The 14,692-nt window shown below is 67.1% G+C and carries 13 protein-coding genes, 1 pseudogene and 1 riboswitch; of the genes and pseudogenes, 7 read left to right on the forward strand and 7 right to left on the reverse strand.

Annotated features, from left to right (window positions below; genetic code table 11):
• Window positions 1-164: 164 nt before the first annotated feature.
• The 4 genes and pseudogenes from ABNF93_RS16045 (at window position 165) to ABNF93_RS16060 (ending at window position 4,128) form a co-directional block, all read left to right on the forward strand.
• The gene (locus ABNF93_RS16045) at window positions 165-2,162 is read left to right on the forward strand and encodes an ABC transporter substrate-binding protein (RefSeq protein ID WP_349328868.1); all 1,998 of its coding nucleotides are present in this window, start codon (window positions 165-167) and stop codon (window positions 2,160-2,162) included.
• A gap of 77 nt (window positions 2,163-2,239) precedes the next feature.
• Entirely contained in the window at window positions 2,240-3,472 is a 1,233-nt protein-coding gene (locus ABNF93_RS16050; protein ID WP_349328869.1) for an alginate lyase family protein, read from the forward strand.
• Between the two features lie 150 nt (window positions 3,473-3,622).
• Window positions 3,623-3,859: pseudogene (locus ABNF93_RS16055) on the forward strand (GNAT family N-acetyltransferase); the annotation flags it as partial.
• A gap of 95 nt (window positions 3,860-3,954) precedes the next feature.
• The gene (locus ABNF93_RS16060; RefSeq protein ID WP_349328870.1) at window positions 3,955-4,128 is read left to right on the forward strand and encodes a GNAT family N-acetyltransferase; all 174 of its coding nucleotides are present in this window, start codon (window positions 3,955-3,957) and stop codon (window positions 4,126-4,128) included.
• A gap of 147 nt (window positions 4,129-4,275) precedes the next feature.
• On the opposite strand, the gene ABNF93_RS16065 is transcribed toward ABNF93_RS16060, so the two are convergent.
• The 4 genes from ABNF93_RS16065 to ABNF93_RS16080 form a co-directional block, all read right to left on the reverse strand.
• Window positions 4,276-4,896 carry a dihydrofolate reductase family protein gene (locus tag ABNF93_RS16065; RefSeq protein WP_349328871.1) on the reverse strand — a complete coding sequence of 207 codons (621 nt, stop codon included), beginning with the start codon at window positions 4,894-4,896 and terminating at the stop codon, window positions 4,276-4,278.
• Entirely contained in the window at window positions 4,896-5,402 is a 507-nt protein-coding gene (locus tag ABNF93_RS16070; protein ID WP_349328872.1) for an SRPBCC family protein, read from the reverse strand. Before ABNF93_RS16070 ends, ABNF93_RS16065 begins: the two co-directional genes overlap by 1 nt.
• Before the next feature lie 3 nt (window positions 5,403-5,405).
• Complete coding sequence (locus ABNF93_RS16075; protein WP_349328873.1) at window positions 5,406-5,762, reverse strand: ArsR/SmtB family transcription factor; 357 nt, start codon at window positions 5,760-5,762, stop codon at window positions 5,406-5,408.
• 140 nt (window positions 5,763-5,902) lie between these two features.
• Window positions 5,903-6,526 (reverse strand): GNAT family N-acetyltransferase, encoded by a 624-nt coding sequence (locus ABNF93_RS16080; RefSeq protein ID WP_349328874.1) that lies wholly within the window; start codon window positions 6,524-6,526, stop codon window positions 5,903-5,905.
• A 7-nt stretch (window positions 6,527-6,533) separates the two neighbouring features.
• A riboswitch (SAM riboswitch) is annotated at window positions 6,534-6,622 on the reverse strand.
• Window positions 6,623-6,821: 199 nt separating this feature from the next.
• Here ABNF93_RS16080 and ABNF93_RS16085 point away from each other — a divergent pair.
• Complete coding sequence (locus ABNF93_RS16085; RefSeq protein ID WP_349328875.1) at window positions 6,822-7,388, forward strand: dihydrofolate reductase family protein; 567 nt, start codon at window positions 6,822-6,824, stop codon at window positions 7,386-7,388.
• A gap of 42 nt (window positions 7,389-7,430) precedes the next feature.
• Here the strand turns inward: ABNF93_RS16085 and ABNF93_RS16090 are convergent, their stop codons facing one another.
• A complete protein-coding gene (locus ABNF93_RS16090; protein WP_349328876.1) occupies window positions 7,431-8,552 on the reverse strand; it encodes a GntR family transcriptional regulator in 1,122 nt (373 codons plus the stop codon).
• A 352-nt stretch (window positions 8,553-8,904) separates the two neighbouring features.
• Here ABNF93_RS16090 and ABNF93_RS16095 point away from each other — a divergent pair, with 352 nt between their 5' ends.
• Complete coding sequence (locus ABNF93_RS16095) at window positions 8,905-10,101, forward strand: glycoside hydrolase family 76 protein (RefSeq protein ID WP_349328877.1); 1,197 nt, start codon at window positions 8,905-8,907, stop codon at window positions 10,099-10,101.
• Window positions 10,102-10,526: 425 nt separating this feature from the next.
• Here ABNF93_RS16095 and ABNF93_RS16100 read toward each other — a convergent pair whose 3' ends face one another.
• Together ABNF93_RS16100 and ABNF93_RS16105 are read right to left on the reverse strand one after the other, a co-directional pair.
• Entirely contained in the window at window positions 10,527-11,939 is a 1,413-nt protein-coding gene (locus ABNF93_RS16100; RefSeq protein ID WP_349328878.1) for an HNH endonuclease signature motif containing protein, read from the reverse strand.
• Between the two features lie 177 nt (window positions 11,940-12,116).
• On the reverse strand, window positions 12,117-13,187 hold the full coding sequence (locus tag ABNF93_RS16105) for an ROK family transcriptional regulator (protein WP_349328879.1): 1,071 nt from the start codon (window positions 13,185-13,187) through the stop codon (window positions 12,117-12,119).
• Window positions 13,188-13,371: 184 nt separating this feature from the next.
• Here ABNF93_RS16105 and ABNF93_RS16110 point away from each other — a divergent pair, with 184 nt between their 5' ends.
• Window positions 13,372-14,634 (forward strand): YbiU family protein, encoded by a 1,263-nt coding sequence (locus ABNF93_RS16110; RefSeq protein ID WP_349328880.1) that lies wholly within the window; start codon window positions 13,372-13,374, stop codon window positions 14,632-14,634.
• Window positions 14,635-14,692: the final 58 nt, after the last annotated feature.

Genomic DNA, 14,692 nt, shown 5'->3' on the forward strand with positions numbered 1-14,692 from the left:
GAGAACTCTCGAACAGTCTGGTGCTATTCGCACACAGACGTCGCAGATCCGTGGGCATCGAGACACCCCCACCCGGGCGCCCGCCGAGGTGGCTAGCGAGGAAAGCGCTCTCCTCAGTGTCAGAAGAACACACCGCTCCACGCTCATCAGAAGGGTTGCGACGCATGAACGTCTCCCACCGGCTGTCCGACCGCGGGCCGGCCCGACGAGCAATGTCCGAGCGCGGGTTGTCGAGGCGCGACCTCCTACGCGTCGGCGGTGCCTCCATTCTGGCGACCGCCTCGTCGACCGGTTGCGACCTCCTGTCGCGTGATCCGTCCGGGAGGAACGGTGGCCGGGGCGCCACCGGGGACACTCAGGCTCCAGATCTCGCCGCACTCGTCGAGGCCGGCAAGCTGCCTCCGCTGCGGGAACGCATGCCCGCCTCGCCCCTGGTCGTCGACGTGGTCGACCGCCCCGGCCGCTACGGCGGTACGTGGCACTCGGTTCTGCTCGGTCCCGCCGACGTGACCTGGCTGGACCGCACGGTCGGCTACGACCCGATGGTGCGCTGGACGCCGGACTTCAGGAAGGTCGTTCCGAACGTCGCCGAGTCGGTGGATGTCGAGAACGACGGCAAGGAATACACGTTCCACCTCAGGAAGAACCTGCTGTGGTCGGACGGAGAACCCTTCACAGCCGCGGACGTGCTCTACGTCGTCGAGGACGAGCTGCTCAACGAGGAGCTGAGTCCGGTCCCCCCGACCTGGTTGGCGCCCAACGGCGAGGCGCCGAAGGTCGACGCGCCGGACGACCTCTCCGTGCGGTTCGTGTTCTCCCAGCCACATGGGCTCTTCCTGGAGCATCTCGCGACGCCGAGAGCATCGCTGATCTCGCCACGGCACCATCTCGAGAAGTTCCACAAGAAGTACAACAAGAATGTCGAGACTCTGGTGGAGGAGGCCAACGCCGCCGACTGGGTGGAGTTCTACGGCGGCAAGACCGAAGGTGCGGAGAATCCTGACCTTCCGACACTCAACGCGTGGGTGTACACGACCGCGCTCGGCACCGGCACCCGCATGGTCGCCAAACGCAATCCGTACTACTGGAAGACCGATCGCGACGGCCGGCAGCTCCCCTACCTCGACGAGGTCGTCTTCGACATCGTGAACGACGCCCAGGTGATCGTCCTCAAGGCCAGCAACGGCGAGCTGAACATGCACTGCCGGCACATCAACACCGTACGCAACAAGCCGGTGATCGCGCGCGGACGCGAGGCCAAGGGTTTCGACTTCTTCGACCTCCTCCCGGCCCTGATGAACGAGATGATGATCGGGCTGAACCTCGCCCACAAGGACAAGGCGCTGCGAGACGTCTTCCAGAACAAGGACTTCCGGATCGGCCTCTCCCACGCCATCAACCGGCCCGAGCTCATCGCGGCCGTCCTCCAGCGCCAGGGTGTGCCCTGGCAGGGCGCGCCGCGCAAGGAGTCGGAGTTCTACGACGAGGAACTTGCCACGCAGTACACCGACTACGACGTCGACAAGGCCAACTCGCACCTGGACCGGGCAGGGTTCACCGAGCGGAACGCGCAGGGGATCCGGCTACGCCCCGACGGCGAACCGATCCGCTTCGCCGTAGAGATCCCGACACCGACGTTGAAGGACTTCTGGGTCGACGCCATGAACCTCGTCAAGGGCTACTGGGCCGAGGTCGGCGTCGACATCGCGGTCAAGGCGGAGGACCGCACGCTCTTCTACGAACGCAAGGAAGCCAACGAACACGATGCCGGCGTCTGGCAGGGTGACGGCGGACTGCAGGACGCCATCCTGGACCTGCGGTGGTACATGCCGTTCGACCATGAGTCGATCTTCGCCACGCCCTGGGCGCTGTGGTTCACCTCCGGCGGCCGCGAGGGCCAGGAGCCTCCGCCGGCCGCGAAGCGGCAGATGGAGCTCTACGGCGAGGTCCGGCGTACGACCGACAAGGGCGAACAGGCCAACCTCATGCGGCAGATCCTGCAGATCGCCAAGGAGGAGTTCTGGGCCATCGGCACCGTCCTGCCCACCAGTGGCTACGGAATCGTCGCGAACAACTTCCACAATGTGCCGAAGACGATGCCCGAGGCGTACCTCTACCCCACGCCAGGGCCGACCAGTCCGGAGCAGTACTTCATCGAATAGCAGCGCACCCCAGGTCCGCCCGTGCGGCGGACCCGACGATCCCTGAGTACCGGCGTACGGAAAAAGAGGAGTGGCGGATGCGGGCATCACGGAGACTGGCGGCGGTCGCCGCCCTGACATGTGCGGGAATGCTGACCTTCGGCGCTCCTTCCCACGGTGAGCCAACTCGGGCGGCAACCACGCCCGCGGGGGCCGACACCCAGCAGACAGCGGGTTCGGACTTTCGGCATCCTGGTGTCCTGGTGAGTGCAGGGCAGCTGGAGTTCGTTCGGCAGAAGGTGGCTTCGGGGGCCGAGCCGTGGGCGACGGCGTTCGCCGCCATGCGGTCGAGCGCGCTCGCCTCCCTCACGCGGGAGCCGAAGCCGTGGGTGGTCGTCGAGTGCGGGTCGAACTCGAATCCCAACCACGGTTGCACGGACGAGCGTGAAGATGCCCTCGCGGCCTACACGCACGCGCTCCTTTGGAACCTCACCGGCGAGGAAGCCCACGCCCGCAAGGCGACAGAGATCCTGGACGCCTGGTCGGCGACGCTGACCGGACACACCAACAGCAACGCACCGTTGCAGGCCGGGTGGTCGGGTGCGTCGTTCGCGCGGGCGGGTGAGCTGATGCGGCACACCTACGACGGCTGGCCGGCCGACCGGGTGGAACGCTTTGCCACGATGCTGCGCGAGGTTCACCTGCCGCAGGTGTTCGACCGCCGACCAGGACACAACGGCAACTGGGAACTCATCATGATGGACGCGGCCGTCGGAATATCGGTGTTCCTCGACGACCGCGAGTCCTTCGACCACGCGATCGGGATCTGGCAACGCCGGGTGCCCGCATACTTCTACCTCGAGTCCGACGGACCACTGCCCCATCCGCCACCGGACGGCGGGAAGGACACGCCGGAGGAGCTGATCGACTACTGGCACGGCCAGACGACGTTCGTCGACGGCCTCTCGCAGGAGACCTGCCGGAACTTCGGCTATGTGGGTTGGGGAATCGACGCGACGGCACACGTGGCGGAGACAGCCCGACTCCAGGGGCTCCAGCTCTACTCCGAAGTGGGCGAACGCGTCACCAAGGCGCTGGAGTTCCACGCGAAGTACGACCTCGGCGCCGATCCTCCGGACTGGCTGTGTGGTGGAACGAAGGAGCGCACCCTCGGCCCGACCCTGGAGGTGGCGTTCAACCACTACCACAACCGGTACGGCGTCAGGCTCAAGCGGACGGAACGACTTCTCGAGACGCCGGGCGTCAGGCCGACCGGGGCCAACTACTTCCTCGCCTGGGAAACCCTCACCCACGCGAACAATCCGTGGTGATCGCCGATCGCCCGACCGCCAGGAAACGCCCACCAGGACAAGTGCGGCCGCGGCCCTAGACTGATCTGCCTCAGATACAGCAGGAGGCGTGCCGGCGTGACGGCCATTTTCGACTTCTCGACATTTCCGCACCTTTCGACCGAGCGGACGGTGCTGCGGGAGTGGGAAGCTGCCGACGCTGCCGACCTGTTCGTCTGGCGCAGCGACCCCGAGGTGCAGAAGTACAACTCCGCGCCGATGCGGGACGTGACCGAAGCTGCCCACCTGATCGACGAGATTCGCCGGGACTACTCCGCGCAGAGGGGGATCTCCTGGGCGGTCACGCATCGCGGCGATGGTCGCGCCATCGGTCTCTTCGGATTCAACTCCTGGGAGAGATTCCATCGCCGCGCCGACATCGGTTATGACCTCCGGCGCGATTACTGGGGCCGCGGGATCGCGACTGAACCCTCGAGGCCATCCTCCGGTTCGGGTTCACCCGCATGGACCTCAACCGCGTCGAGGCGGAGACGATCGCCGACAACCACGAGTCGGTACGCCTGCTCAAGCGACTGGGATTTCAGCGAGAAGGCATTCGGCGGGCGTACTCCCTGGAGGAGGACGGCACCTTTCACGACGGTGCGATCTACGGCCTTCTCGCACATGACTATCGCTGAGGCGGCGGGCGGGTTCGTGGACCAACCGTCAGTTGATCCCTGACGCGGCTCACGATTCGGGGCCCGCGTGGGTGTTCCTTCGCGTCCGCCCGTCCGCCCGTCCGCCGTCTGCCGTGTGTCGTCCGCCCTGTGTCGTCCGCCGTGCGCCTACCGCTGCCGGACGGCGTAGGTCAGGTGCGTCACCCTCGGGGAGGGCTCCGCGCGGATCGGCTCCAGCGCCACGCGGCCCGCGTCCACGCCCTCGAACAGGCGGATTCCGGAGCCGAACAGCACGGGCGACAGCGCGATCGAGAACTCGTCGATCAGGCCGGCGTTCACGTACTCCAGGATCGTCGCGCCGCCCCCCGCGATGCGGACATCTCGGTCGCCGGCGGCCTCGCGGGCCTGGTCGAGCGCGGCCTCGATGCCGTCGTTGACGAACTGGAAGGTGGTCCCGCCCGGCCGCTCCCAGGGGTCACGCTTCTCGTGCGTCACGACGAACACCGGGGTGTGGAACGGCGCCTCCTCCGGCCACATCTGCTCGCCGGCGTCGAACATGCGCTTGCCCATGACGCTCGCGCCGGTGCGCAGATACGTCTCCCGCACGATCTCGTTGTCGCGCCCTTCCTCGCCGCCCCCGCCGAGCTTCAGGTTCTCCCGGAAGAACCGCAGCGGGAAGACCCACCGCTGCAGTTCCACCCACTGCTGCCCCATCAAGTCCCCGAGGGACTCGGGCGCGATGAAACCGTCCAGCGACATCGACACGCTGAAGAACACCTTTCCGGCCATCAGTCCTCCGCTCCCAACCGAGCAATCTCGGTGACGTAGGCCGCCAGCTTGCTCAGGGTCTGCTGGCCGGCTTCGATCGCGTGGTACTTCTCGACCGCCTCGTCGCGCCGTTCCTTGCTGGGGAACACCGTGCGCATCTCGATCCGGGTCGCCGCACCGTCGGGCTCGAACGTCAGGACCGACTCGAAGGCGTTCGGGTCGCCGCGGGACTCACCGTGCAGCAGCGCGATCCGTTCCGGCGGGGCGATCTCGGTCCAGGAGATCCACTCGGTGTAGTCCGTACCGTCCGGCCCGTGCATCACGAAGTCCCACTCCCCGCCGACGCCGAACTCGAACGACCGTGTGGTCGTGGTGAACCCCTCCGGCCCCCACCACCGCGACAGGTGCCGCACCTCGGTGAACGCCTCGAACACCAGCTCCCGCGGGGCGTCGATGACCCGGGAGATCACGATCTCCCGGTCAGCCGTCGCGGACTGCGCCGGCCCTCCTCGTCCCGTCGCGCTCATCAGCTACTCCTCCTGCCCTGCCTGCTCTAGACGGGCCTGCTTCAGGTCCTGCACGTACGCGTCCAGCCGGTCGAAGCTCTCGCTCCAGAACCGCTCGAACCCACCGGTCCACTCGTGGACAGGTCGCAGCCCGCGGGCGTCAAGGCCGTACAGGCGCTGCTTGCCTGCCTTGCGGTCCCGCACCAGCCCGACCTCCCGGAGCACCCGCAGGTGTTTGGACGCGCGCGGCTGGGTCATCCCCAACTCCCGGGCCAACTCGGTCACCGGCCGCTCACCCGCCCGCAGCAGCACCAGGATCTCCCGGCGCCGCGGCTCGGCGATCGCGTTGAAGACGTCCGACGTCGTCGCGGCTCGTGCCATGTCCGCCATCATATGCCCATATCGGCATGCGTCAAGTCGTGAGGAATCAGGCGGCAGCGAGATCCAGCGTGTATCCGGGAAATCCCTCGCGGAGAGGTCGCGCCGTACTCCGCATAGACGTCAAGGCTCGCGTCCAGGCCCTATCGAATGCTCAGGCCCCCGATCCGCGCGCCGAGTGCCGACTTGACGGACGGCCATTCGGTCGCGACGACAGAGAACATGGCCGAGTCGCGCAACGCCCCCGCCTCACCAGGCGCCCACGAGGCCGACCAACTGCGCAACACCCCCTCGAAGCGCGCCCCGAGGCCCTCGATCGCCCGGCGCGAACGTTCGTTGCGGGCGTCCGTCTTGAGGTCGACACGGGCCACCCCCAACGTCTCGAACGCATACGTGAAGAGCAGCAGCTTTGCCTCGGCATTGATCCCCGTGCCCTGCGCCGACGCCGCAAGCCAGGTCCAGCCGATTTCGATGGCGCGCAGATCCTGCCGGTCCGGCCACGTTCGCGGGTTCCAGAGGGCTGTGCAACCCACGGCCATACCGTCCCGCTGCCGGACCTGCGCGAAGGGCGTGAGTCCCTCGCTCCTGCGAGCGAACTGGGTCGCCAGGTACTCCTTCACCTCGGCACCGCGGGGAACCACGGTGAAGCCGTAGGTGCGGCGATCTTCCTCCGCGGACCGCGCCAGATCCGACGCGTGAGCCATCGCCAGTGGCTCCAGCCGAACGAGCGATCCATGGAGTACGGGCACATCGAGCCATGCGCTCATGAGCGCCTCCTCATCGTTCCTGGCATTGGCACCTTGCCGTAGGGCAGGTTGCCGGACCGTCGCTGGGCCAGGTCCCTGGGATCCTCTGGATGAACCTCGGTGAGGGGATCATGCCTCGGCGTAGGACGGCGGTCAACGTCGGCCGCCACCGAACCGGCGAACTGCCGCGAACACCGATGAATCCGCGCCACGATCGTGGTCTGCACCTGCGTCACCCGCGGAATCGGCGGTTCGGCAAACGAATGAGGATGACTGAGGAGGTCCCGATCATGGGCAAGGTGATCGGGGGGCCACGGTGTCCGTCGACGGGTTCATCGCGGACCAGAACGACAATGTGGGCCCACTGTTCGAGTGGTACGGAAACGGCGACGTGGCGACAACCCTGGGAGATCCGGACCGGGTTTTCCACGTGAGCGCCGCCAGCGCCGAGTACATTCGTTCGACCTCGGGCAATGTCCGCGCGGCGGTGATCGGTCGGCACCTGTTCGACATCACGAACGGATGGCACGGCGTACCCGCGGCAGGCGATCACGTCTTCGTGGTGACTCACCAGCCGCCCACCGACTGGGGGTTCCCCGACGCGCCGTTCACGTTCGTCACCGATGGTGTGCCCAGCGCCATCGCGCAGGCACAGGCCTACGCCGCCGACGGCGACGTGTCGGTGACCTCGGGCGACATCGGGCGCCAGGCTCTCGAAACCGGTCTGGTCGACGAGGTCCACCTCAGCGTGGCACCGGTCATTCTCGGCAGTGGGAAGCGCTTCTTCGGATCCTCCGCCTTGCCCCAACAACTGCTGGAGAACCCGCGGACCATCGAAGGGGATCGCGTCCTGCACCTCATCTACTCCGTCCGCCCGTCCTGACAGGCCGACGAACGCCTGCTGTCGCGGGGTTCTTCCCAGCCTTCACCTGGTCGGATCGACAAGGGTGAACGGTACGACAGACCTGAGCGGCACGTCGTCGCCGCCCAGCTGGGCGTGGAGAAGGTCGACGGCGCGGCGGCCCATCTCCTGCTGGTCCTGCTTGATGTAGACGAAGGTGCCGGCATCAGTCGGCGATTCCAGTGAGTCGAAGCAGGCGATCATCCGACGGTCGGGATCCCATTCACCCGCGTGCTCGAGAACCTGTCGCAGCAGGACGGCGATGTTGTACTCGCAGGCCACGAAGCCGGTGATGCCTGGTTCGCGTTTGAGGAAAGCGCGCAGAGCCTCGCGGTCGGCGCTCGCCACGTCCGCTGACCGCGACCCCGGCAGTGTGCTGTGGAATTCGGTGAAACAGCGTTCGGCGTCTGGTGGATGTCCGCGCTCACGCAGGACGTCACGGTATCCCTGCATCCGTTCCTCGATGCTGGAGGTGTTCTCGACCGGTGGGGACAGGAAGGCGACCTGCTCGTGTCCCTGGTCGAGCACGCGAGAGGTGAGGGCACGAGCCGCGGCTGCGTTGTCGGTGAAGACCGAGCATGCCGGGATCCCACGAAGGTACCGGTCGACCAGGACGAGCGGAGAGCGGTCGAGCACGAGCCGCACTAGGCTTGCGTTGTAGAACTCCCCGTGGACAGGGAAGACGATCAGTCCGTCCGCGACACCACCGACGAGGGCATCGATCGCCTGCTCCTCGACCTGCTGACTGTCCCGGGTCCGCCGGACGACCAGGTGGTAGCCGAGTTCTGCGCACCGCTCCTCGATCGCACAGAGGAGTTCCAGACCGTACGCCTCAGAGGCGTCGGGAAGCACCAGGGCGAGGCAGCCGGTGCTCGGTGGCCGCTCACGTGGTCGAGCACCAGCGTGACGTACGGCGTCGATGCGGCCGACGTCATCGGTCACGAACGACCCCATGCCGCGCCTGCGGTCGACCACACCGGCTTCGGCGAGCATGCGAAGCGCCCGCTTGGAGGTGATGCGGCTGACGCCGAACTGCTCCGCCAGCTCCTTCTCGGACGGGACCCGCTCCCCTGGCTTGAGAGTCTCGGTGCGGATCTGGTGGAGGACGTAGTCGTAGACCCGCTCGTAGAGGAATGGATCGGGCACGCGTCCTCCCGAGGGGCGGCTGGGCAGATCTATACCATCTTGCGACCATGTGCATTCTATCCTGCGACCACCGCACCGTGAACGTCTCGCATGGCCAACCCTTCCAAGCGTCACAGCAGTCCTGGCTGTCTAGCCCGCGCCATCGCGCGACCATACCGCGCACCGCGCAGTCGCCCGGAAACGGACATGTCATCTCATTGACATGTTGATATATCGAGAGCACCTTGGGTCTCGGTTGCCCTGTGAGTGATGGCGTTCCGGGTGCCTGAGCTCGGAACGCCATCACGCAGGACAGGCGCCAACGTGTCGACCGAGCGGCTCACGGGGACCGCCGAATCACCGGGAGGACCTCGTGAAGCATCACTTTTCAGGGCCGTCACGCCGTGCCGTGCTGGTCGGCGGTCTCGCGGCCACCGCAGGGTGGGGACTCGCAACGACGGCATCGACCGCACACGCGGCGCAGGTGCCGTCGCAGGCGTTGACGAAGTACGCGCGACGCGCCAGGGAAAGCTACGCCGCGCTGCAACGCTACTTCTACGACTCGCAGACGTCGTTCTACCTCGAGGAGTACCCCCACACGGGCGGCAACCCGTGGTCGTACGTCTGGCCGTTCTCGCAGGCGATGATCGCGACCCAGGACATGGCCGGACTGCCGGAGATCGGCAAGCGCTACACCGACGACGTAGCTGACCGCTACACGGCTCTCGAGGCCTACTGGAACGCCGAGACCGACCCGCCTGGGTACGACTCCTACCTGCGACCGCCGGCCGGGCATGGCGGGGACAAGTTCTACGACGACAACGAGTGGAATGCCCTGGGGTTCATCCAGCGCCACTACATGACCTCTGGCGGAGACGCCGCCGCGCTGCGCCGGGCCGCCGAGATCTTCGACCTCGTGGTGTTCGGCTGGGACACGGACCCGAGCCATCCCTGCCCGGGTGGCGTCTTCTGGACACAGGCCCCCTGGAGCAACGACCGCAACACCGTCTCGAACGCGCCGGGTGCCGAGGTCGGACTCCACCTCTACCTCGCGACGAAGGACGACCACTACCTCGACTGGTCGATCCGGATGTACGAATGGGTGCGGACGTACATGCTCGCGCCGAACGGCCTCTACTGGGACCACGTCGACCTCGCCGGGAACATCGAGAAGACGCAGTGGTCGTACAACCAGGGCACGATGATCGGCGCCGGCGTCCTTCTCCATCGCGCGACGGGCGAGCAGAAGTATCTCGACCACGCACGCGACACCGCGGCCAAGGCGCTCGCCTTCCTCGCCGAGAACGAGCGCTACTTCGACCAGCCGGCGAGGTTCCACGCGATCCTCTTCGCCAACCTGCTGCAGCTGGCGGCGGTCGAGCCGCATCCTTCGTACCGCAAGGCGATGGAGTGGTACGCCGACCAGTCGTACGCACGGTTCCGCGACCACACGACCGGCCTGTACCGCTTCACCGGCGACAACCCCGTGACGCTGCTGGAGCAGTCCGGCATGATCCGCATCGAGGCCATGCTCGGGTGGCACCCGTCGAGGTACGCCAGGCTCACCTGACCCGGTCGCGTTGCTCGCAGGCGCGACTGGGAACAGTTCCGCGTTCGTGGGTTTCGGCGCTGAGCGGGGCCTGACTCCGGGCTCGACAGAGCCCGCTGCAACGTGGCGAGAGAGGCGCGTTCCAACCGGGGCGGAAAGCCTGGTGCGGTTTGAGTCTGGTCCTTCTCTGCCGTACGTGGGCGTCCGCATGGGTTTGAGCGTCGCTTCGACCGGAGGTGTGTGACGACAAGTGGTATCCGGTCGGGACCACCGTGAATGTCAGCTACCTGCCAGCCGACCCCGCCCACATCCGCATCGTCGGGGACTCGGCCGCCCGGCTGGGTCGGGGTCTTGCCATCGGCGGCGACGCGGTGTTCTTCCTGATCGGTGGGGATCGTGTCCGCGGCGTTCCTGATCGGATGACAGTGCTGATCAGGCGGTGCCGGTCATTCGCCAGGTGGCGGCTCGGGTTGGATGGCGTAGGTGTGGCCAAGCGGGCTTTGTGCGGTGAGCTCGCCGGGACTGTTCTGGGTCCAGAACCAGCCGGCTTCGTGTTTGGCCCTGTGGTGTCGTCGGCATAGCGGGGCGAGGTTGCAGGCGCACGATGGTCCACCTAACCGGTGTTCGACGACGTGATCGAGGTCGCAGGAATCGGCAGGTCTGGAACACCCCGGATGAGCGCAGACCCGATGCCTCGCCTGAATGAATCTGCGCTGGGTAGCGGTGGGTCTATATCGGCGGCTGCTGGCCTGGTGGTAGACAACCTTCCCGCCGACGGTGACCGTGCGGCAGTACTCGAACCCGCCCGCGGCGGCGTTCTTGATGTCACCGATCACCTGGGGTGTGACCGCACCCAACCCGGCAAGCTCACCCGCCTTGTCACCAAGACCCAGCCACGTTTCCAGATCCGCGACCAGCTCCACCTTCGCCACCAGGGCTTCGTCACCGGTCTCGACGCACTCGCCGCCGTCACCCGGGTCGTCCCAGCTGTTCTCGGCGTCAGCGCGGGTGGCAGAAGCTGACTCCCCGACATCGACAGCAGCCTCGACATCGGCAGCAGCGTCGGCGTGTGGTGGGGTGGGTTGGCGGCCGCGGAGCAGGTCCAGCAACACGTCGGCTTCGATCTGCGCCAAGGTCCGCCCATCACCGGCGGTCTTGATCCGCTTCGCCGTGGTCTTGATGAACACCTGTGCCGCAGCCGTACCGGCAAGCGGTAGGTCCAGGCCGTAGATACTGCCGGTCCCATCCACACCCGCACCGAACCGGACCCGCCTGCCCTGCTGCGCCTCCCTACGCCGCTCCTCGGCACCGTCGGGGTCGAGTTCGAGCACCTTGCGCCGCAACCGGCGCACCAGCTGCGCCCGCGTCAACCCGATCCCCGCGGCGTCATCGGCGGCCAGAATGAAATCCTCCGCCTGTGCGGCAAGCTCGGGTGCCAGGCAGCAGGTTTCCTCGGAGATCGCCTGTGCCTTGGCCAGGCTGATCCGACCAGTGGTGAGCGCAGCGTGGGTGGCGGGCAGTCGTTCGGTCAACTCGAACGCGAACGACAACTCACGATCCGCGCACCGCGGCGACAACCCAATGGCCGCACCCACCTCCGCCGAGGCGAACTCGCCAAAACACCGGTTCAACTCCGGCGGCGAATCAGGTGTGCACGCAGGTGACCGCGCCACATGCGCCATCGACTCATAGAACCGCGCCGCCACCCACGACGCCTGCCGTTCCCACGCCTGCAAGACAATCACCCGGGCGTGGCCGTTCACCGCGGCGGTGTCGATCCCCGCCAACACCGCACCAAGCTCAGTACCCGGCGCAGCCGAAGCCAGCACCGAGAAGTCCACACCCCCGTGGTCGAACATACGGCCGATTCTACCAGTACATGATCACTGCCGCATCTCTCGAACTCCTTATATGCAAGTAATATCTGCCCAGTTCGAGCCGTCGTCACAACGGGACCTACGGACCCCGCCACAGCTGGCGCTCATCTCCCCTCTACGACCGAGCCGGCTGACGCGCCGACCCTTGCCCGCGTGCTCTCAGGCGTTCTGGAACAGCAGTTCTCGGGCGTGGTCGAGCGCGCGGTGGACGGCACCGGCAAGCGGGGCCTGGCCGGCCACCGCAGGACGTTCGATACGTACCGGCGTCGGCGTGTAACCGGCGACGGCTGCGCGGACGGGCCCGATCAGGCCGGGATGGCTGCCGATCGGTCCGCCGAGGAGGACGAGCTCCGGATTGACCACCGCACAGATGACCGCGACGACCCGGGCAACCGCATCGTGTACCCGACCCGCATCCTTGGTGCCGGCGTCGAGGGTGGCCAGAATCCGGTCGACGTCGAGCGTTGTTGCCGGACGTTGCGTGAAGCCGAGCCGGTCGAACACACCGACGAGGGTCTGCCCGGACGGGCTGATGTCGGGCAGGTAGCCGATCTCACCGGCGAGACCGTTCGCGCCGCGGACCAGGTTGTCGCCGACGTACAGGCTCATGCCGAGACCGGCCCCGAGATAGACGTACGCAACACTCTCGGCCGCACCGGCGTCGCCGTCCCGACGCTCGGCCAGGACCGCCAGGTTGACGTCGTTGTCGACAAGGAGGGGCGCGTCCGTCAGCTTGTCGAACACCTGACGCGGGTCGAGCAGGCCTTCCGGGAACGGCGACCCCGAGAGGGCGATGATCTCGTGATTCGCGGGGTCGACCGGATTGGCGACGGACATGGCGATCGCGCGGAGCGGCCCGGGTGTGGCAAGAGCGTCCTTGGTGGCCTTGCGGAGGCGCCGGACGAGGCCGCGGACGTCACCGCCCGGCACCGGGGGGTAACTGCGGTCGGCGATCGTGCCTCCCGCAAGGTCCGCGCACCGGGCCAGGACGCCTTCCTGGCTGACCTGCAGGCCGAGAACCCATCCTGCGGTAGGCGACAGCTCGTAATAGGTCGCGACCCGGCCCGGCCGGCCGGTCTGCACGCCGGTCTCCTCCAGGAGATCCGCTGCCTCCAGACGGCGTACGGACTCAGAGATCGTCGGCTTCGAGATGCCGGTGAGCCGGGAAAGCTCGACGCGGGTGACCCGTCCGCCGGTGAACACGTGGTCCATGACAGTGCGGTCTGTCACCTGGCGCAGCATCGCCAGGCGGGGCAGATCGCGCTCTCCTCGCCGCCCTGGCGTCGGTGGGCTCGTCATCTCACCTCTTGCGGGAGCCGATCCGTCACGGTTAACCTCAGCAGAGTTAGTAAACCAACCTTACCAACCTCACCAACTCGGCAAGACCAACTCGGCAAGGAGGTGGGAGCCGACCATGACCACCACGAAGACGACCCCCGGGACCACGCACGTGCCGGCCGACATACCTGCCGCGATCGCGCGTACGAAAGCGGACCTGCGGCGCAGGATCGGCGACTACGCAAGGGTTTTCCGCGAGGTCGAGGACGCCATGCGGACGGAGGTGGCAGCCGTGGCCGCCGCGCGCGATGTCGGCGAGGAGGTGTGGCCGGTCGTTCAATTCGCCGACATCGCCCACCAGTCCGTCCCCGCCGACACCATCACAGCCGTACGCAGACGAGGCTGCGCGGTGGTGCGCGGGACGTTCGAACGGGAGCGTGCCGAGGCGTGGGACCAGCAGCTGGTCGACTACGTCGAGGCCAACAACTTCGCCGAGACCTACCGCTGGATCGACGACGGCGTGTTCGGCGGCCTGGCCGCGGGAGTGCCGCCGATCTTTCCGATCTACTGGTCCAGGCCGCAGATGGAGGCGCGCGAGGACCCGCACATGGTCGCCACCCGGAGTTTCCTCAACGGCTTCTGGAAGCACGAGTCCGAAGGACGCGTGTGGTTCGATCCCCACCTGGACACGGCCTACCCCGACCGGGTGCGTCGCCGACCACCCGGCACCACGTCCGATGGGCTCTCACCCCACACCGACTCCGGTTCCGTCGAACGCTGGTTGCTCCCCGCCTACCAGAACGTCTTCCGGCACGTCTTCGACGGCGACTGGCGCTCCTATGATCCCTGGGACGGCGCCTATCGCACCGAGGTGAACGAGTTTCCCTCCACCGTCATGTGCTCGGCCTTCCGTACCTTCCAGGGTTGGACCGCCCTGGCCGACATGGAGCCCAGCGAAGGCGTGCTGCACGTCGTTCCGATCCCCCACGCGATGGTCTACCTCCTCCTCCGCGCGCTCCAGGACGACATCGCCGACGACGACCTCTGCGGCGCTGTCAACGGGCAGGCACTGCCGATCACCGAGCAGTACCACGCGGTTCTCCTGCCAGCCTTGACGCCCATCCCGGCCGTGCGGCCGGGCGACACCGTCTGGTGGCACGGTGACATGATCCACGCCGTCGGTCCCGTCCAGGACCAGAAGGGGTGGGGAAACGTCATGTACGTCCCCGCCTCGCCGTGGTGCCGGAAGAACCTGGAGTACGCCACCCGGTGCGGCCAGGACTTCCTTGCCGGTAAGAGTCCGTCCGACTTCGCCGCCGAGGACTACGAGGTCAGCTGGACCGGACGTCCGACTGTCGACGACCTGAGCGCTGTGGGGCGCAGGCAGCTCGGCCTCTGACCGACAACGCCGGACGCACCTCTCGGTCGGGCGAAGGGTCGTGCGGGCGTTGGCGCAA

The organism is Actinopolymorpha sp. B9G3, assembly GCF_040120725.1.
Taxonomy (GTDB): Bacteria; Actinomycetota; Actinomycetes; order Propionibacteriales; family Actinopolymorphaceae; genus Thermasporomyces.